Raw genomic sequence first — 18268 nt, forward strand, 5'->3', positions numbered from 1 at the left:
GGGTTATAGTTGGTGTGCACTCTGAGGAGGTGGCAGTTAATGAGGGAAATAATTACTTTAGCTTGCACAGAGTGTAAGAGACGTAATTATAGTACTACTAAGAATCCAAGTAATCAACGTCAAAGAGTGGAGCTGAAAAAGTACTGTAAATTTTGTAAAGAACACACTCTTCATAAAGAAACTAGATAATTAAAAATGTTTTATGTAGGTTTGTAGCTCAATTGGCTAGAGCGTCGGACTCCAAATCCGAAGGTTGGGGGTTCAACTCCCTCCAGACCTGCCATTTAGCAAACCAAATCATTCAATGAGGATGTGTGATAAATGGCTAAAAAAGATAAAAGTGCTTTAGAGAAGATAAAGAAGTTTTTTCGTGAAGTAAAGGTTGAATTGAAAAAAGTGAATTGGCCGAACCAAACTGAATTAATTTCTTATACAGGTGTAGTTATAGCTGTAGTTTTACTTGTTGGATTATTTATTGGTGGTGTTGATGCTGTCTTTTCTCAGCTTATTCGGCCACTTATACTTGACTAGAGGGGGTGTGGCTCCTCGACTAGGAGTCCTATTTTATGAGTGAACGCAATTGGTATGCTATTTATACCTATTCTGGTAATGAAGAACGAGTAAAAGTTAATATGACCCAAAGGGTTAAAAGTACTGGGATGGAAGATAAAATCTTTGATATTTTGATTCCTACTGAAGATAAAGTAGAAGTAAAAGACGGTAAGGAGACAGTCAAGAAGGATGAGATTTTCCCAGGATATGTCCTGGTTCAAATGATTATGGATGATGATTCCTGGTATGTTGTTCGCAATACCCCTGGAGTAATTGGTTTTGCTAGTGCAGGAACAGACCCAGTGCCTGTTTCTGAGGAAGAAATCCAAAGGATTAAGCAAGATATGGGAATGGAAGAATTAGCTAAAGCCAATACAGATTTAGAAATAGATCAAAAAGTTAAAGTAACTGATGGTGTATTAGAAGATCATGTTGGTGTAATTAAAGAAATTAATTATGAAACTAAAGAAATGATAGTACAAGTTTCTATGTTTGGCCGTGAAACTCCAGTTGAACTAGAGTTTGGCCAAGTAGAAAAAGTATAAAGAGCTACAAAATAGGTTGTAAATTACTAATTAATAGTGTTTAAAGTTAGGTAAAACTGTTTCGTTGCTCTCAAGGTTTAGGGAGTGTAAAGGATAGAAATATCTTTAGCACAATGATTTACGTTATTTGGTTAAAGAGTTTTTATTAAACTCAACAGTGTATCACACTTTGGAATGTATCCATCAGTTCCAAATCGCAGGCAGAGCCTTGCTCTGTAAACTACTCTGTGGCACTAAGGAAGAAACCTCGTCTAAGTCTAGTTCTTCTGGATATGAAAAGCTAATACCGAAAGTGCATAAGCCCCATTTCAGGGTATTTTTACCCTGGCTATTGACTAAATCAGGGAGATAGAAGAAGTGGTTATGTTCTCTATCTAACTTTAAGAGCAAGAATCTATATGATTCTGCGACAAAGAAGGGAATTATCCCGCAAGGGAGATTGGTTTAAGAGAATCACAAATCCTAGTGGTAAATCATATCCACTAGGTAACTATAATGATATTTAGTTGGTTTTAGATTAGATAAGTTAAAACAAGGAGGTATGACCAATGGCAAAGAAAGTCGTCGGTAAGATTAGTTTACAGATTCCTGCTGGTGAAGCTAGTCCAGCTCCTCCCGTTGGTCCTGCATTAGGACAGCACGGAATTAATATTATGGGATTTTGTAAAGCATTTAATGCTAAAACTGCTGATCAAGCTGGAAATATTATTCCGGTTGAGATTACAGTTTATGCTGACCGTTCTTTTGATTTTATTACTAAAACTCCACCTGCAGCGGATTTATTAAAGAAAGCTGCTGGTCTTGAGACAGCTTCTGGAGAACCTAATGTTAATAAAGTAGGAACTGTTAGTCTAGATGATGTAAAGGAAATTGCAGAGTTAAAGATGGAAGATTTAAATGCTGCATCTTTGGAATCTGCTATGAGTATGATTAAAGGTACTGCTCGTAGTATGGGACTTGTTGTAGAAGAATAATTATTATAAATACGTGGGAGGATTTATCCGTTATTACCACATAGGAGGTATTATAATGTCTAAAAGATATAATCAAGCAATGGATAAAGTTAATAGAGACAAAGAATATAGTGTTCGTGAAGGTTTAGAATTAGCTAAAGAAACTGCTACTGCTAACTTTGATGAAACTATTGAATTATCTGTTAAGTTAGGTATTGATCCTGGTCAAAATGACCAACAGGTTAGAGATACTTATGTATTACCTAATGGGACAGGACAAGAAGTAACAGTTATTGCTTTTGCACAGGGAGAAAAGGTTAAAGAAGCAGAAGCTGCTGGCGCAGATGTAGTAGGTGGAGAAGAATTAGCTGAAAAAATTCAGAATGGTTGGATGGATTTTGATGCGGTAGTTGCTACTCCAGATATGATGAGTGTAGTAGGTAAATTAGGACCTATTTTAGGACCGCAAGGAATGATGCCAAACCCTAAATTAGGTACTGTAACTTTTGACTTGGAAGATGCAATTAATGATCTTAAAGCTGGTAAGATTGAGTATAGAGCTGATAAATCTGGAAATGTTCATGCTCCAATTGGAAAGGCTAGCTTTTCACTTGATGATTTATATGATAATTTTGAAGGTCTAATGCGAGCTATAGTTAAGTCTAGACCTAGTGGAGTTAAAGGTAGATATTTACTTAATATTTCTGTTGCGTCTACAATGGGACCTGGAGTTAAGTTAGATCCTAATGAAATATTAGATTTAACTACTTAAATGTATATATGGGTTGACTGATTTAATAAAGTGTGCTATAATATTTTTCGTGATAAAAGAATATAATTCGTAGCCGAAGATAGTAGGTGCTATTAAAGCTTAAATTTATAGCCTGCCGAGGCCGGTAATAAATCTAAGTTTACGTTTAAGTTTATGGTTTAAGCTAAGCTTAATTTTAGTCTTAAACTTAGTATTTTATTATTACCCCTTGGTTATTAGAGTCTCCGGCTACGGCGGAGACTCTTTTTAGTTTCTTGTAATTACAAGGAGGTGAGTGATAAGTGGCTCGAAGAGAGAAAGAATTAGTTGTTGAAGAATTAACTGAGAAATTTCAGACTGCTAAATCAGCTGTTTTAACTGATTATCGTGGTTTGGATGTTGAGGAAGTAACGGAATTAAGAGATAAATTAAGAGATGCTAGTGTAGATTATAAAGTAGTAAAGAATACTCTTGCCTACTTAGCTGCTAAAGAAGCTGGGGTAGAAGAGATTGGAGAATATTTATCTGGGCCAACTGCTATTGCTTTTGCTGAAGAAGACCCAGTTGCTCCAGCTCAAGTATTAGCTGATTTTGCTGAAGATCATGATGACTTAGAGATTAAATCAGGAATTGTAGAGGGAACACTAATTGATACAGCGGGAGTTGAGTCATTAGCTGATATTCCACCACGTGAGGTTTTATTAGGACAGATTGCACGTGGTATGAAAGCGCCTATTTCTGGTTTAGTTCATGCATTAAATTATCCATTACAAAGTTTAGCTTATGCGCTTAATGCTGTTAAAGAACAAAAAGAAGACTAATATAAATTTCAAGGAGGAGATTTGAATGAATAAAGAAGATATTTTAGAAGCTATTGAGGAAATGACGGTTTTAGAACTTGCAGAATTGGTTGAGGAATTAGAAGAAAAATTTGATGTGAGTGCTGCTCCAGTTGCTGCTGCCCCTGCTGCTGGTGCTGCTGCTGGTGGTGCTGGTGCTGAAGAGCAAACTGAATTTGATGTTGTTTTAACTGGTACTGGTGGAAGTAAGATTAAGGTAATCAAAGCTGTAAGAGAAGTTACTGACTTAGGACTTAAGGATGCTAAGGCATTAGTAGATGACGCTCCAAATCCTGTAAAAGAAGGTTTAGAAAAAGAAGAAGCAGAAGAAATTAAAGAACAATTAGAAGAAGCTGGAGCAGAAATTGAACTTAAGTAATTCATACTGTTAATAGAATAACAATTAGGAATAAAAGCACTCTGTTTGCATAACAGGGTGCTTTTTTACCTTATTTATTTCAGCTTTCTTGACAATAAATTCATAGTATGTTACTATTAATCATTGTTATAGTGATTTCTAAAAATAATTTAATAGTTTACATTTAGATACATATTTTGTATAAAATGAGTAAATATAAATGGTAGTCAAGGTATGGGTCAGATTTTTTATTTCTTTTAATGTTTGATAAAATCTGCGGGGGTGACAATTTTATGGCCAAGCCAGCAAACTCGTTAAAGAGGGAAAGGCGTACTTTTGCTAAAGTAGAAAGTGAAATGGAAATGCCTTATTTAGTAAAGACACAAACAGAGTCTTATCAATGGATTTTTGATCAAGGACTTATGGAGTTATTTGATGAACTTTCTCCAATTCAAGATTTCTCAGATAATTTAGTGTTAGAGTTTATTGATTATTCCATGGATGATCCTAAGTATGATGAAGTTGAAAGTAAGAATCGTGATGTCACATATGATGCACCTTTAAATGCTAGGGTAAGATTAATTAATAAAGATACTGGTGAAATTAAAGAACAAGATGTATTTATGGCTAATTTTCCATTAATGACAGATAGAGGGACTTTTATTATTAATGGAGCTGAAAGAGTAATCGTCAACCAGTTAATTCGTTCTTCTGGGGTTTACTATGATAAGGAAGTAACTAAAGATGGAAGAATATTATACAATGGAAGTATAATTCCTAATCGTGGTGCTTGGATTGAATTTGAATATGATAAAAAACGAATTATTTCTGTTAGAGTAGATCGAAATAGAAAAATGCCAAGTACTGTTTTATTTAGAGCATTAGGTTTTGGAACAGATGCTGAATTGATTGACTTGTTAGGAGATCATGAAGTAATTCATAAAACAATTGAGAAGGATAATACTGAAACTCAAGAAGAAGCACTGATTGAACTATATAAAAATCAACGTCCTGGGGAACCACCAACTGTTGAGAGTGCTCAAAATTTAATTGAATCATTATTCTTTGATCCAAAAAGATATGATCTAGCTAAGGTTGGACGGTATAAAATCAATCAAAAGTTAGGAACGGATTATGATTTAAATGAAAGAACTTTAAAAGAAGAAGATATTATAAAAACCGTAAAATATATGGTTGGATTAGTTAACGAAGATGATGATGTAAAGATAGATGATATTGATCATTTAGGTAATAGACGGTTAAAGACAATAGGGGAGCTATTGCAGAATCAGTTTAGAATTGGTTTATCAAGGATGGAGCGGGTAGTAAGAGAAAGAATGACTATTCAAGATCTTGATGTAATCACTCCTCAAAACTTAATTAATACTAGACCGATAGCAGCAGCTATTAAAGAGTTTTTTGGTAGTGGACAATTATCGCAGTTTATGGATCAGACTAATCCATTATCTGAATTAACACATAAACGAAGAATGAGTGCCTTAGGACCAGGTGGTTTAAGTCGAGAAAGAGCTGGATTTGACGTACGTGATGTGCACCATACTCACTATGGTCGAATCTGTCCAATTGAAACACCTGAGGGGCCAAATATCGGTTTGATTGGTTCATTGTGTATTTATGGTCAAACAAATGAGTTTGGTTTTATTGAAACACCATATAGAAAAGTAGTCGATGAAGTTGTAACAGATGAGATTGTTTATCTGAATGCTAATGAAGAAGATAATCATATAATTACTCAAGCTACTGAAGAAACGGATGAAAATGGGAAGTTGATTGGAGAGCAAGTGTTTGCTCGTCATAATGGAGAAGATATTCAAATTGATCCTGCTAAAGTAGATTATATGGATGTGTCTCCTAAACAAATTATTGGTATTTCTGCAGCTTTAATTCCATTTATTGAAAATGATGACGCAAACCGTGCTTTAATGGGAGCTAACATGCAGCGACAAGCTGTACCTTTATTAAAGCCAGATGCACCTTTAGTTGGTACAGGAATTGAATATGAAGTAGCTAAAGATTCTGGTGCAACTATAGTTGCTAAAAATGATGGAGAAGTTGTAAAAGTAACAGGAGATAAAATTCTTGTTAGAACTGCTGAAGATACAATAGATAAGTATAAATTAACTAAATTTTCTCGTTCTAACCAAGGTAGTTGTATGAATCAAAGGCCAATTGTTAGAGAAGGAGATGAAGTAGAAAAAGGAATGATTATTGCTGATGGTCCTTCTACTGATAAAGGAGAATTATCTTTAGGTCGTAATTGTGTAGTAGCCTTTATGCCTTGGGAAGGTTATAATTATGAGGATGCAATTTTAATTAATGAAAACTTGGTTAAAGAAGATGCTTTAACTTCTGTTCATATAGAAGAGTATGAAGCAGAGGCTAGAGATACTAAACTAGGCCCTGAAGAGATAACTCGTGAAATTCCAAATGCAAGTAAAGAGTCTCTAAAGAATTTAGACGAACGAGGAATTATCAGAGTTGGAGCTGAGGTTGAAGCTGGAGATATCCTAGTAGGTAAGGTGACTCCTAAAGGTGAAAAAGAGTTATCTGCTGAAGAGAGATTATTAAGAGCTATATTTGGAGAGAAAGCACGTGAAGTAAGAGATACATCACTTAAAGTTCCACATGGAGAAGAAGGAATCGTAACTGATGTTAAGGTCTTTGACCGTGAAGATGGTGATGATTTACAAACAGGAGTTAATAAGTTAGTTAGAGTATATGTAGCTAAAAAGCTAAAGATTACTGTTGGAGATAAATTAGCTGGACGTCATGGAAATAAAGGGGTTATATCTAGAATACTGCCTGAAGAAGATATGCCTTATTTACCTAATGGTGAACCAGTAGAAATTGTATTAAATCCATTAGGGGTACCATCACGAATGAATATTGGGCAGGTGTTAGAGACCCATTTAGGTATGGCAGCTAAAGCTTTAGGAATTCATACTTCCACTCCTGTATTTAATGGAGCAACTGAACAAGATGTAGAAGATACTCTAGAAGAAGCTGGTTTACCGCGTGATGGAAAGACTGTTCTTTATGATGGTAGGACAGGAGAGCGTGTGGAAGAACGAGTAACAGTAGGAGTAATGTATATGCTTAAGTTACACCACTTAGCCCATGACAAAATGCATGGTCGATCTACAGGTCCTTATTCTTTAGTTACCCAACAACCACTAGGTGGAAAAGCACAATTTGGTGGTCAAAGATTTGGTGAGATGGAGGTCTGGGCCTTAGAAGCTTATGGTGCAGCACATACTCTACAAGAAATGTTAACTCTTAAGTCAGATGATGTAGTAGGTCGTGTTCAAGCTTACGAATCCATTGTTAAAGGAGAAAATGTTCCTGAGCCAGGTATTCCAGAATCCTTTAAGGTATTAATTAAAGAAATGCAGAGTATTGGACTTGATGCTAATATCTATTCCGAAGATGAAAACAAATTATCACTAGATGAAAAAGAGGTTAATAAGACTTCTAAAAAGCTAGGGATTGGCGATCTAGATAATGAAGATGAATAATTCTATGAATTTAGTAGCAAAGTTGGTATAAAATGTATAACAGGGGATTCTTAAGTTAAGACTACAGTAAGGGAGGAGTTCGGCCTTGTTTAATCCAAATAATTTTGATTTTATGGAGATTGGTTTAGCTTCACCACAAAAGATTCGTTCTTGGTCTAGTGGTGAAGTAAAGAAGCCAGAAACAATTAATTATCGGACATTGAAGCCAGAAAAAGAAGGTCTATTTTGTGAAAAAATATTTGGGCCAACTAAGGATTGGGAATGCCATTGTGGAAAATATAAACGAGTAAGATATAAAGGTGTTGTTTGTGATCGTTGTGGTGTAGAAGTTACTAAGTCTAAAGTAAGAAGAGAAAGAATGGGGCATATTGAATTAGCAGCTCCAGTCTCCCATATTTGGTTTTTTAAAGGGATACCAAGCAGATTAGGTGTAGTTATGGATATGTCTCCTCGCTCTTTAGAAAAGGCCCTATACTTTGTATCTTATATTGTAATTGATCCAGGCGATACTTCATTAAGTGAAAGACAATTATTAAGTGAAAGTGAATATCGCGAAGCTAGAAGTAAGTATGGAGACAGATTTAAAGCAGGTATGGGTGCAGAAGCTGTCAAAGAAATTTTAGCTAATATGGATTTAGATAAAGAAATTGAAGAGTTAGAAGAAGAAGTCAAGAGTATTTCTGGACAGAGGCGTAAACGGGTTGTTAGACGATTAAAGGTACTAGAAGGTTTAAAGAGTTCAGATAATAAGCCTCAATGGATGGTATTAGATGCCTTGCCTGTTATTCCACCTGAATTAAGACCAATGGTTCAATTAGATGGAGGAAGATTTGCAACTTCTGATTTGAATGATTTATACCGCAGAGTAATTAATCGTAATAATCGTTTGAAGAGACTATTAGAGTTAGGTGCTCCTGAAATCATTATTAGAAATGAGAAAAGAATGCTTCAGGAGTCTGTAGATGCTTTAATTGATAATGGTCGTCGTGGGCGACCTGTTACTGGATCTGGTAATAGACCACTTAAATCATTAAGTGATATGTTAAAAGGAAAGCAGGGGCGTTTTCGACAGAACTTATTAGGAAAACGTGTTGATTATTCAGGGCGTTCTGTTATCGTTGTTGGTCCGGATTTAAGATTGGATCAGTGTGGTTTACCTAGAAAGATGGCTTTAGAATTATTTAAACCATTTGTAATGAAGAGATTGGTTGATCAAGACTTAGCACATAACATTAAAAGTGCTAAACGAATGGTAGAAAATGAAGCTGAAGAAGTGTGGGATGTTTTAGAAGAAGCAATTAAAGAACATCCAGTTTTATTAAATCGTGCTCCAACATTACACAGATTAGGTATTCAAGCTTTTGAACCGATCTTAGTGGAAGGTAAAGCAATTAGAGTTCATCCATTAGTTTGTCCTGCTTATAATGCTGACTTTGATGGTGACCAGATGGCAGTACACGTTCCGCTATCTACAGCTGCTCAAGCTGAATGTAGATTATTAATGTCATCAACGTATAATTTATTAGGGCCGTCTAATGGAGATGCAATAGCTGTTCCAACCCAGGATATGATTTTAGGGATTTATTATTTAACTATCCAAAAAGATGGTGCTAAAGGTGAAGGTAAATTCTTTGGGTCAGCATCTAATGTAATTAAAGCTTATGAGAATGATTCAGTTACATTACAAACTAAGATAAAGTATAGATCTAAGCAAGAGGGATGGATAGAGACTAGTGTAGGTAGAGTTATTCTTAATGATGCTTTACCAAATGATCTGCCATTTTATAATAAAGTGTTTGATAAAAAGGAAACTGGAGCATTAGTTAGTGAGTGCCACGAAGAACTTGGCCCGAATAGAACTGCTGATGTATTAGATAGAATTAAAAATCTAACATTCCATTATGCTACTAAATCTGGAATTACAATTGGGGTTACTGATGTTGATATTCCAGAAGCTAAGCGAGATATTTTATTAGAGTCTGAAGAACAAGTTGATAAGGTTGAAGCTCAATACCGACGTGGTTTAATTACTGAAAATGAAAGATATCAGCGAGTAGTTGACATTTGGGGCCAAGCTAAAGATTATGTTACAGAAGCTTTAATTGATAACCTAGGTAAATTTAATCCTATAAATATGATGGCTACATCGGGAGCTCGAGGTAACAAATCGCAAATTTCTCAGTTAGGTGGTATGCGTGGTTTAATGGCTGATCCATCTGGTCGAATTATTGATATGCCGATTAAATCATGTTTTAGAGAAGGATTATCAGTATTAGAGTACTTTATTTCTACGCACGGTGCTCGTAAAGGGTTAGCTGATACAGCTCTAAGAACAGCCGATTCAGGTTATTTAACTCGCCGATTGGTCGATGTATCTCAAGATGTTGCAATTACTGAAGTAGATTGTGATACTGATGAAGGAGTTAAAATTGATCCGATTGCTGAAGATGGAGAGATTATTGAACCATTATATCAACGAATCGCTGGACGTTTAGCGTTTAAAGATATAGTTCATCCTGAAACAGAAGAAATAATAGTTGCTAAAGATGAAATGATCACCGAAGCTCAAGCAAAAGAGATTGAAAAACTAAATATTGAAGATATTGAGATTAGATCAGTCTTAACTTGTCATTCTGAGGATGGGATTTGTCAGAAATGCTATGGTAAAAACCTTGCTGATGGTAAAATGGTAAAACCAGGTGAAGCAGTTGGAATTATGGGAGCTCAATCTATTGGTGAACCAGGAACCCAGTTAACAATGAGGACTTTCCATACTGGTGGTGTTGCTGGAGATGATATTACACAAGGTCTACCAAGAATTGAAGAGCTATTTGAAGCTCGAACTCCTAAAGGTCAAGCTATTGTAACTGAGTTAGAGGGTAAAGTTAATATAGTAGAAAATAATCAGTCACATAAGGCGGTTATTAAAACTGAAGATGGTAGACAGAAAACTTATAAGTTACCTTATGGTTCTGAGCTAAAAGTATCAGATGGAGATCATGTAAAACCAGGTGATAGATTAACTAAAGGGCCGTTAGATCCTGAGGATGTACTAAATATTGATGGGGTCCAGACTGCTCAACAATATATATTAGAAGAAGTACAAAAAGTATATAAGTCTCAAGGTGTAGATATTAATGATAAACACGTTGAGGTCATTATTAGACAGATGACTAATAAAGTTAAAATTAAAGAATCTGGAGCTACTGATTTATTACCCGGAGAATTAATAGATGTGTTTAAATTTGAAAAGCAGAATCAAGAAGCAGTTGCTGAAGGTAAAGAACCAGCTATTGCTGAGCCTATGTTATTAGGTATTACTAAAGCTTCATTAAATACAGAGAGTTTCTTATCTGCTGCTTCATTCCAAGAAACAACTAGAGTCTTAACTGAGTCTTCTTTAGAAGGTAAGCGAGATGACCTAGAAGGGTTAAAAGAAAATGTAATTGTTGGACAGTTAATCCCAGCTGGTACAGGTTTAAAAAAGTATAAAGATATTGAAGCAGAAATTATAGAATAAAAGCAAAAAAGGGTTGACAGATAAAAAGTAAAATGTTAGAATACGTAAGTGTGTTATGAACAATTATGTAATTTAATTTTTTCTAATAAATAAAATCTAGATAGAGGAATTCCTCTATCTAGATTTTTATAGATCATTGATAAATAATTGAGGGGAGGTGTAGAGATGCCAACAATAAATCAATTAGTTCGAAATGGGAGAGAGAAGGTTAAGAAGAAAAAGGGAGCTAGAGCTTTAGAAGGAGCACCTCAAAAAAGAGGGGTTTGTACTAGGGTTTATACTGCTACTCCTAAAAAGCCTAACTCTGCATTAAGAAAAGTTGCTCGTGTTCGTTTAACCAATGGAAAGGAAATCACAGCATATATTCCTGGTATTGGACATAATTTACAAGAACACTCTGTTGTATTAGTCAGAGGTGGTCGTGTTAAGGACTTGCCTGGTGTTAGATATACAATAGTGCGTGGAGCTTTAGATTGTGCAGGGGTTGAAGACAGAAAGCAAGGACGGTCCAAGTATGGTGTTAAGAAGCCTACAGAATAAATTAAGGTTAAATGAAAGGAGGGAAATAAGTGTCTCGTAAAAATAAAGCACAAAGAAGAGAAATTAATGCGGATCCAATTTATAGAAGTAAGCTAGCTAGTCGTTTTATTAATAAAATTATGCAAGATGGTAAAAAAAGTCTAGCAGAGAATATTTTTTATGATGCTATGGATTTAGTAGCAGAAAAAACTGAAGAAAATTCAATGGAAGTATTAAAAGCTGCTTTAAATAATGTAATGCCAGTATTAGAGATCAAAACTAGACGAGTAGGAGGAGCTAACTATCAAGTTCCTGTTGAAGCTGATAATCGTCGACGTTTAACTCTAGGACTGCGTTGGATGATCCAAGCTGCTAGAGATCGTAGCGAAAGAAAAATGGTGGATAGAGTTGCTAATGAAATTATTGCTGCTTATAATGAAGAAGGTGGCGCTGTAAGAAAGAAAGAAGAAGTACATCGTATGGCTGAAGCAAATAAGGCATTTGCTCATTATCGTTGGTAATATGAATTAATACAAGGGGGTGTTGTAATGCCTAGAAAGTTTTCGTTAAAAAAGACAAGAAATATTGGACTTATGGCACATATTGATGCTGGTAAGACAACAACTACAGAGCGTATGTTGTTCTATACAGGTCGGGTACACAAGATTGGTGAAACACATGATGGCGATTCTCAGATGGATTGGATGGATCAAGAAAAAGAAAGAGGAATTACAATTACTTCTGCTGCTACTACATGTCAATGGGATGATCATAGGATTAATATTATAGATACGCCCGGGCACGTGGACTTTACAGTTGAAGTGGAAAGATCATTGAGGGTATTAGACGGAGCTATTGGTGTCTTTTGTTCTGTAGGTGGAGTTGAACCTCAATCTGAAACAGTATGGCGCCAAGCTGATAAGTATAATGTACCAAAGATAGCTTTTGTTAATAAAATGGATAGAACGGGTGCTAATTTTTATAATGTAGTAGATATGATGGATGAAAGAATCGATGCTAACCCAGTTGTTATTCAGATTCCGATTGGTAAAGAAGAGAACTATAAAGGTTCAATTGATTTAGTTAATATGGAAGCTATCGTATTTGATGATGACTTAGGTATTGATTATACTATTGAAGAGATTCCTGAAGATCTAAAAGATAAAGCTCAAGAATATAGAGAGTTATTGATTGAAACAATTGCAGATGTAGATGAAGAAATTATGATGAAGTACTTAGAGGATGAGGAAATTACAGTTGAAGAAATCAAAGCTGCTATAAGAAAAGGTACAATTAACAATGAATTCACTCCAGTTTTATGCGGAACTGCTTTAAAGAATAAGGGAGTTCAACCTTTATTAGATGCTGTTATTGATTATTTACCAGCTCCAGTTGATATTCCTCCAGTACAAGGAATTGATCCTAAGACTGAGGAAGAGCTTACTCGAGAAGCTGATGATGAAGCACCATTCTCAGCTTTAGCATTTAAGATTATGACTGACCCTTATGTTGGTAAATTAGCATTCTTTAGAGTATACTCAGGAGTATTAGAATCTGGTTCTTATGTTTATAACTCAACTCAAGATCAAAAAGAAAGAGTTGGGCGTATTTTACAGATGCACGCTAATAAGCGGGAAGAGCGTGATGAAGTATATGCTGGGGATTTAGCTGCTGCTGTTGGACTTAAAAACACTGGTACTGGAGATACACTATGTGATGGAGATAATCCAGTTGTTTTAGAGTCTATGGAGTTCCCAGAAACAGTAATTGATGTAGCCATTGAGCCTAAAACACAAAAAGATAGTGATAAATTAGGTGAGGCTTTACAGAAATTAGCTGAAGAAGACCCAACATTTAATGTTAGAACTGATGAAGAAACGGGCCAAACAATCATCTCTGGTATGGGAGAGTTGCACTTAGAGGTAATTGTTGATCGTTTAACAAGAGAGTTTGGAGTAGAAGCTAATATAGGTGAACCTAGAGTTGCTTATCGTGAAACAATCACTCGAAAAGCTGAGATTGAAGGTAAGTTTATTCGCCAGTCTGGTGGTCGTGGACAGTATGGTCATGTAGTTATGGAAGTTGAACCATTAGAACCAGGTGAAGGTTTTGAATTTGAAGATAATATTGTTGGTGGTGTTGTACCTAGAGATTATATAGGATCCGTTGAAGAAGGAGTCGAAGAAGCTTTAGAAAATGGTGTTATAGCAGGTTACCCAATGATTGATGTTAAAGTTGCTTTAAATGATGGTTCTTACCACGAAGTAGACTCTTCTGAGATGGCATTTAAAATTGCAGGTTCTATGGCAATTAGAGAACAAATAGGTAAAGCTAAACCAGTTCTTTTAGAACCAATTATGGAAGTAGAAGTTACTACTCCTGAGGAATATATGGGAGATGTAATTGGTGATATTAATAGTCGCCGTGGACAGGTAGAAGGAATGGAGCAAAGAGGTAATGCTCGTATAGTTAAAGGTTATGTTCCATTATCTGAAATGTTTGGTTATTCTACCGATTTACGATCTGCTACTCAAGGTCGAGCTCAGTATGTAATGCAGATGGATCATTATGAAGAAGTACCAAATAATATAGCTAAAGAAATTAAAGAAAAAGCTAAATAATAGGAGGGAATAAAGATGGCAAAAGAAAAGTTTGAGAGAAGTAAACCCCATGTTAATATTGGTACAATTGGACACGTAGACCATGGTAAGACAACAACAACAGCTGCAATTACAAAAGTATTAGCAGCAGGAGAAGAAGGGTCAGTAGAATTTGGTGAGATTGATAATGCACCAGAGGAACAAGAAAGAGGAATTACAATTGCAACATCTCACGTAGAATATGAAACTGCTAACAGACATTATGCTCACGTTGATTGCCCAGGTCACGCAGACTATGTAAAGAATATGATTACAGGTGCAGCTCAGATGGATGGAGCAATCTTAATTGTATCTGCAGCGGACGGGCCAATGCCACAAACAAGAGAGCACTTATTATTAGCTCGTCAGGTAGGGGTACCAGAAATTGTAGTATTCTTAAATAAAGCAGACATGGTAGATGACGAAGAGTTAGTAGAGTTAGTAGAAATGGAAGTAAGAGAATTACTTAACGAATATGACTTTAATGGAGACGAAGCAGAAATAGTTACAGGATCTGCTTTAAAGGCGTTAGAAGAGCCAACAGGAGAATGGGCAGATGCTATTAATGAATTAATGGATGCAGTAGATGAGCAGATTCCTACTCCAGAAAGAGATACAGATAAAGAATTCTTAATGCCAATTGAAGATATCTTTACAATCACAGGTCGTGGAACAGTAGCGACAGGACGTGTAGAGAGAGGAAGAGTAGAAGTAGGAGATGAAGCAGAGATAGTAGGAATTAAAGAGACAGAAGATACAGTAATCACAGGACTTGAGATGTTTAGAAAAGAAATGGAATTTTCTCAAGCAGGAGATAATGTTGGTGCTTTATTAAGAGGTATTGATAAAGAGGATGTAGAGCGTGGACAAGTATTAGCCGAGCCAGGTTCTATTACACCACATACTAAATTCAAAGCAGAGGTTTATGTACTAAGTAAAGATGAAGGTGGACGACATACTCCATTCTTTGATGGATATAAGCCACAATTTTATTTTAGAACAACAGATGTGACAGGGACAATTAACTTACCAGAAGGCGTAGATATGGTAATGCCTGGAGATAATATTGAGATGGATGCAGAGTTAATTTCTCCGATAGCAATGGAAGAAGGATTAAGATTTGCGATTCGTGAAGGTGGAAAGACAGTAGGAGCCGGTGTTGTTACTGAAATCATTGAATAGTGACAGGGCGAAAAAAGGAATGAGGAGCTTATCTTCTCCTCATCTTTTTTCTGTCTAATTAATGTTAATCGGGGGTGAAGATAAATGGCGGAACAAGGTAGAGATAAAATCAGAATCAAATTAAAAGGTTATGAACATCAATTATTGGATAATTCTGCAGAGAAGATTGTAAAGACAGCTAATAAAACTGGAGCTGGAGTTTCAGGTCCTGTTCCATTACCAACTAAAAAGGAAGTATTTACTATTTTACGTTCTCCACATGTTAATAGTAAGTCGAGAGAACAATTTGAGATCAGAACTCATAAACGATTAATTGATATTAAAGAACCGACACCTAAGACTATTGATTCATTGATGAGGTTAGATTTACCTGCAGGTGTCGACATTGAAATTAAATTATAATATGGTTTTAGTTTGAGGAGGTGTAGTTAAATGAAAGGCATTTTAGGAAAAAAAATTGGTATGACACAGGTCTTCAATGATGACGGAGAAGTTATACCGGTAACAGTTGTTAAAGCAGGGCCTTGTCCTGTGATTCAGAAAAAAACTGAAGAGGTTGATGGATATAGTGCTGTTCAATTAGGATTTGAGGATGCTAAAGCTTTTAGGGTGAATAAACCAGTAACAGGTCACTTTGAGAAATATGGAATTGAGCCTAAAAAGTATATTAAAGAGTTTAGACTTGATGGTGTAGAAGAATTAGAGACAGGTGATGAGGTTAAAGTTGATACTTTTAGTGCTGGTGATAAGATTGATGTAACTGGTACTTCTAAAGGTAAAGGATTTGCTGGTACAGTAAAGAGATGGAATTTTTCTACTGGGCCAAAAACTCACGGTTCTAGAAATTACAGATTACCTGGTTCTATAGGACAGAGTGCTGATCCGGCAAGAGTGTTCAAAGGTAAAAAAATGGCCGGTCATATGGGACGAGAAAAAGTGACAGTTCAAAATTTAGAAGTTGTTAAAGTCGATCTTGAAAAGGATGTATTATTAGTTAAAGGTTCTGTTCCAGGACCTAAAAAAGGATTATTAACTATCGAAAAGGCAGTAAAGTAGTTTTAGGAAGGAGGAAAAATGATGCCAGAATTACCTTTATATGATACTGAGGGTCAAACAGTAGGTAATGTTGACCTAAATGATGAAATCTTTGATGTAGAAATAAATGAAAATGTTGTTCATGAAGCAGTTACGGCTCAATTAGCAGCTAAAAGAGCAGGTACTGCTAAAACTAAGACACGTGGGCAAGTAAGAGGAGGTGGCCGTAAGCCTTGGAGACAAAAGGGTACCGGTCGAGCTCGTCACGGAAGTATTCGTTCACCTATTTGGGTTGGCGGAGGAACTACTTTTGGCCCACAACCACGTAGTTATGAGAAGAATGTTCCTAAAAAAGTAAAGAAGTTAGCAGTTAAATCTGCATTAAGTGCTAAGGTTGCAGAAAACAGTTTATCTGTCGTAGATGAATTTGATTTTGAGCAACCAAAAACTAAGCAAATGGTGTCAGTGTTAGATAATTTTAAAGCAGCTGACAAGAAAGTATTAATTGTGCTTAATGTTAGGGATAATAATATCTATAAATCAGCTAGTAATATCCCAGGAGTTAAAGTAGTTACTTCTAACCAAGTGAATGTTTATGATGTATTAAATAGTGATAAAGTATTGATTACTAAAGGCGCTATTAATCAAGTTGAGGAGGTGCTGGCAGTATAATGAAAGATTTAAGAGATGTTATTATTGCACCTCATATTTCTGAAAAGAGTATGGAGGATATGGAAGAACAAAACTGGTATACTTTTAAGGTAGCTATAAAAGCCAATAAGTCTGAGATTAAGCAGGCTGTACAACAAGCATTTGATGTTAAAGTTAAAAAGGTGACTACCTGTAGAATGCCTGGTAAAAAGAGACGAAGAGGTTATCATGAAGGAAGAACTTCTGAGTGGAAGAAAGCTAGAGTTAAGTTATCTGAAGATGATAGAATAGATATTTTTGAAGGTGTATAATTTTTAGAAAAAGGAGGGAATAAGAATGGCAATTAAGAAGTTTAAGCCGACTACTCCATCAAGAAGGTATATGACTGTTAGTACTTTTGAAGAGATTACAACTGATAAGCCAGAAAAATCTCTATTAGAGCCGTTGAAAAAGACTGGTGGACGTAATAATAATGGTAGAATTACTACTCGCCACCGTGGAGGCGGTCATAAAAGAAAGTATAGAGTTATTGATTTCAAACGAGATAAAGTTGGAGTTCCGGCAAAAGTAGCAACAATTGAATATGATCCAAATCGTTCTGCTCGAATTGCTTTATTAAATTATGCTGATGGTGAAAAGAGATATATCCTTGCTCCTAGAGGATTGAAAGTAGGAGATAATGTTGTGTCAAATTCTGAGGCCGATATTAAACCAGGGAATGCATTACCGTTAAAGAATATTCCGGTAGGTACTGTTGTACACAATATTGAGCTTAAGCCTGGAAAAGGTGGTCAGTTAGTGCGCGCTGCTGGAGCTCAAGCCCAGGTAATGGCTAAAGAAGGTGACTTTGCTCATGTTGAATTACCTTCTGGAGAAGGTAGATTAATTAATATTAATTGTAAAGCTACTGTAGGTCAAATTGGAAATGTGGACCATGAGAATATTACTATTGGTAAAGCAGGTAAGAGTCGTTGGTTGGGTCGAAGACCTAGTGTTCGCGGTGTCTCTATGAACCCACATGACCATCCACATGGTGGTGGAGAAGGAAGAAAGCCTGCTGGTAGACACCCAGTAACTCCTTGGGGTGAACCTACTATTGGTAAGAAGACACGGAAGAAGAAGAAATCAGATAGATTAATTGTTAAGAGTCGACATCAGAAAAAATCCCGTAAATAAGACTAATTAAAA

General features: G+C 35.8%; 18 protein-coding genes, 1 tRNA gene and 1 other annotated feature. All 19 genes read left to right on the forward strand.

Going from position 1 to position 18268, the window contains the following annotated elements; all coding sequences use genetic code 11:
* Window positions 1-39: 39 nt before the first annotated feature.
* The 19 genes from rpmG (at window position 40) to rplB (ending at window position 18256) form a co-directional block, all read left to right on the forward strand.
* Window positions 40-189: a 50S ribosomal protein L33 gene (gene rpmG, locus HALHA_RS00890; RefSeq protein ID WP_015325915.1), complete on the forward strand. Its 150-nt coding sequence runs from the start codon at window positions 40-42 to the stop codon at window positions 187-189.
* Between the two features lie 17 nt (window positions 190-206).
* Window positions 207-283: transfer RNA gene (locus tag HALHA_RS00895), tRNA-Trp, on the forward strand.
* Window positions 284-321: 38 nt separating this feature from the next.
* Window positions 322-531 (forward strand): preprotein translocase subunit SecE, encoded by a 210-nt coding sequence (gene secE, locus HALHA_RS00900; RefSeq protein WP_015325916.1) that lies wholly within the window; start codon window positions 322-324, stop codon window positions 529-531.
* Window positions 532-566: 35 nt separating this feature from the next.
* Window positions 567-1097 (forward strand): transcription termination/antitermination protein NusG, encoded by a 531-nt coding sequence (gene nusG, locus HALHA_RS00905; RefSeq protein WP_015325917.1) that lies wholly within the window; start codon window positions 567-569, stop codon window positions 1095-1097.
* Window positions 1098-1645: 548 nt separating this feature from the next.
* Window positions 1646-2071, forward strand: a complete 426-nt coding sequence (gene rplK, locus HALHA_RS00910) for a 50S ribosomal protein L11 (protein ID WP_015325918.1) — start codon at window positions 1646-1648, stop codon at window positions 2069-2071.
* A 55-nt stretch (window positions 2072-2126) separates the two neighbouring features.
* On the forward strand, window positions 2127-2822 hold the full coding sequence (gene rplA, locus HALHA_RS00915; protein ID WP_015325919.1) for a 50S ribosomal protein L1: 696 nt from the start codon (window positions 2127-2129) through the stop codon (window positions 2820-2822).
* Window positions 2823-2877: 55 nt separating this feature from the next.
* Window positions 2878-3028 (forward strand) — a sequence feature (ribosomal protein L10 leader region).
* A 75-nt stretch (window positions 3029-3103) separates the two neighbouring features.
* A complete protein-coding gene (gene rplJ, locus HALHA_RS00920; RefSeq protein WP_015325920.1) occupies window positions 3104-3622 on the forward strand; it encodes a 50S ribosomal protein L10 in 519 nt (172 codons plus the stop codon).
* A 25-nt stretch (window positions 3623-3647) separates the two neighbouring features.
* On the forward strand, window positions 3648-4019 hold the full coding sequence (gene rplL, locus HALHA_RS00925; RefSeq protein WP_015325921.1) for a 50S ribosomal protein L7/L12: 372 nt from the start codon (window positions 3648-3650) through the stop codon (window positions 4017-4019).
* 272 nt (window positions 4020-4291) lie between these two features.
* Window positions 4292-7534, forward strand: coding sequence for a DNA-directed RNA polymerase subunit beta (gene rpoB / locus HALHA_RS00930; protein WP_015325922.1), 3243 nt, complete (start codon window positions 4292-4294; stop codon window positions 7532-7534).
* 85 nt (window positions 7535-7619) lie between these two features.
* Window positions 7620-11054: a DNA-directed RNA polymerase subunit beta' gene (gene rpoC / locus HALHA_RS00935; protein WP_015325923.1), complete on the forward strand. Its 3435-nt coding sequence runs from the start codon at window positions 7620-7622 to the stop codon at window positions 11052-11054.
* Window positions 11055-11219: 165 nt separating this feature from the next.
* A complete protein-coding gene (gene rpsL, locus HALHA_RS00940) occupies window positions 11220-11594 on the forward strand; it encodes a 30S ribosomal protein S12 (protein WP_015325924.1) in 375 nt (124 codons plus the stop codon).
* 29 nt (window positions 11595-11623) lie between these two features.
* Window positions 11624-12094, forward strand: coding sequence for a 30S ribosomal protein S7 (gene rpsG / locus HALHA_RS00945; RefSeq protein WP_015325925.1), 471 nt, complete (start codon window positions 11624-11626; stop codon window positions 12092-12094).
* A gap of 27 nt (window positions 12095-12121) precedes the next feature.
* Window positions 12122-14194 carry an elongation factor G gene (gene fusA / locus HALHA_RS00950; RefSeq protein WP_015325926.1) on the forward strand — a complete coding sequence of 691 codons (2073 nt, stop codon included), beginning with the start codon at window positions 12122-12124 and terminating at the stop codon, window positions 14192-14194.
* Window positions 14195-14209: 15 nt separating this feature from the next.
* Window positions 14210-15394, forward strand: a complete 1185-nt coding sequence (gene tuf / locus HALHA_RS00955; RefSeq protein WP_015325914.1) for an elongation factor Tu — start codon at window positions 14210-14212, stop codon at window positions 15392-15394.
* 84 nt (window positions 15395-15478) lie between these two features.
* On the forward strand, window positions 15479-15796 hold the full coding sequence (rpsJ, locus tag HALHA_RS00960) for a 30S ribosomal protein S10 (RefSeq protein WP_015325927.1): 318 nt from the start codon (window positions 15479-15481) through the stop codon (window positions 15794-15796).
* A gap of 30 nt (window positions 15797-15826) precedes the next feature.
* On the forward strand, window positions 15827-16450 hold the full coding sequence (gene rplC / locus HALHA_RS00965; protein ID WP_015325928.1) for a 50S ribosomal protein L3: 624 nt from the start codon (window positions 15827-15829) through the stop codon (window positions 16448-16450).
* Between the two features lie 21 nt (window positions 16451-16471).
* A complete protein-coding gene (gene rplD / locus HALHA_RS00970; RefSeq protein WP_015325929.1) occupies window positions 16472-17101 on the forward strand; it encodes a 50S ribosomal protein L4 in 630 nt (209 codons plus the stop codon).
* Entirely contained in the window at window positions 17101-17391 is a 291-nt protein-coding gene (rplW, locus tag HALHA_RS00975) for a 50S ribosomal protein L23 (protein WP_015325930.1), read from the forward strand. The genes rplD and rplW overlap by 1 nt, the downstream gene beginning before the upstream one ends.
* 25 nt (window positions 17392-17416) lie before the next feature.
* Complete coding sequence (gene rplB, locus HALHA_RS00980; RefSeq protein WP_015325931.1) at window positions 17417-18256, forward strand: 50S ribosomal protein L2; 840 nt, start codon at window positions 17417-17419, stop codon at window positions 18254-18256.
* Window positions 18257-18268 lie beyond the last annotated feature (12 nt).

Origin of the sequence: Halobacteroides halobius DSM 5150, assembly GCF_000328625.1 — a bacterium.
Lineage (GTDB): Bacteria > Bacillota > Halanaerobiia > Halobacteroidales > Halobacteroidaceae > Halobacteroides > Halobacteroides halobius.

Bases quoted from the DNA above. Each gene is read 5' to 3' on its own strand.
- rpmG (WP_015325915.1), top strand. From the start codon at position 40: ATGAGGGAAATAATTACTTTAGCTTGCACAGAGTGTAAGAGACGTAAT.
- secE (WP_015325916.1), top strand. From the start codon at position 322: ATGGCTAAAAAAGATAAAAGTGCTTTAGAGAAGATAAAGAAGTTTTTT.
- nusG (WP_015325917.1), top strand. From the start codon at position 567: ATGAGTGAACGCAATTGGTATGCTATTTATACCTATTCTGGTAATGAA.
- rplK (WP_015325918.1), top strand. From the start codon at position 1,646: ATGGCAAAGAAAGTCGTCGGTAAGATTAGTTTACAGATTCCTGCTGGT.
- rplA (WP_015325919.1), top strand. From the start codon at position 2,127: ATGTCTAAAAGATATAATCAAGCAATGGATAAAGTTAATAGAGACAAA.
- rplL (WP_015325921.1), top strand. From the start codon at position 3,648: ATGAATAAAGAAGATATTTTAGAAGCTATTGAGGAAATGACGGTTTTA.
- rpoB (WP_015325922.1), top strand. From the start codon at position 4,292: ATGGCCAAGCCAGCAAACTCGTTAAAGAGGGAAAGGCGTACTTTTGCT.
- rpsL (WP_015325924.1), top strand. From the start codon at position 11,220: ATGCCAACAATAAATCAATTAGTTCGAAATGGGAGAGAGAAGGTTAAG.
- fusA (WP_015325926.1), top strand. From the start codon at position 12,122: ATGCCTAGAAAGTTTTCGTTAAAAAAGACAAGAAATATTGGACTTATG.
- tuf (WP_015325914.1), top strand. From the start codon at position 14,210: ATGGCAAAAGAAAAGTTTGAGAGAAGTAAACCCCATGTTAATATTGGT.
- rpsJ (WP_015325927.1), top strand. From the start codon at position 15,479: ATGGCGGAACAAGGTAGAGATAAAATCAGAATCAAATTAAAAGGTTAT.
- rplC (WP_015325928.1), top strand. From the start codon at position 15,827: ATGAAAGGCATTTTAGGAAAAAAAATTGGTATGACACAGGTCTTCAAT.
- rplD (WP_015325929.1), top strand. From the start codon at position 16,472: ATGCCAGAATTACCTTTATATGATACTGAGGGTCAAACAGTAGGTAAT.
- rplW (WP_015325930.1), top strand. From the start codon at position 17,101: ATGAAAGATTTAAGAGATGTTATTATTGCACCTCATATTTCTGAAAAG.
- rplB (WP_015325931.1), top strand. From the start codon at position 17,417: ATGGCAATTAAGAAGTTTAAGCCGACTACTCCATCAAGAAGGTATATG.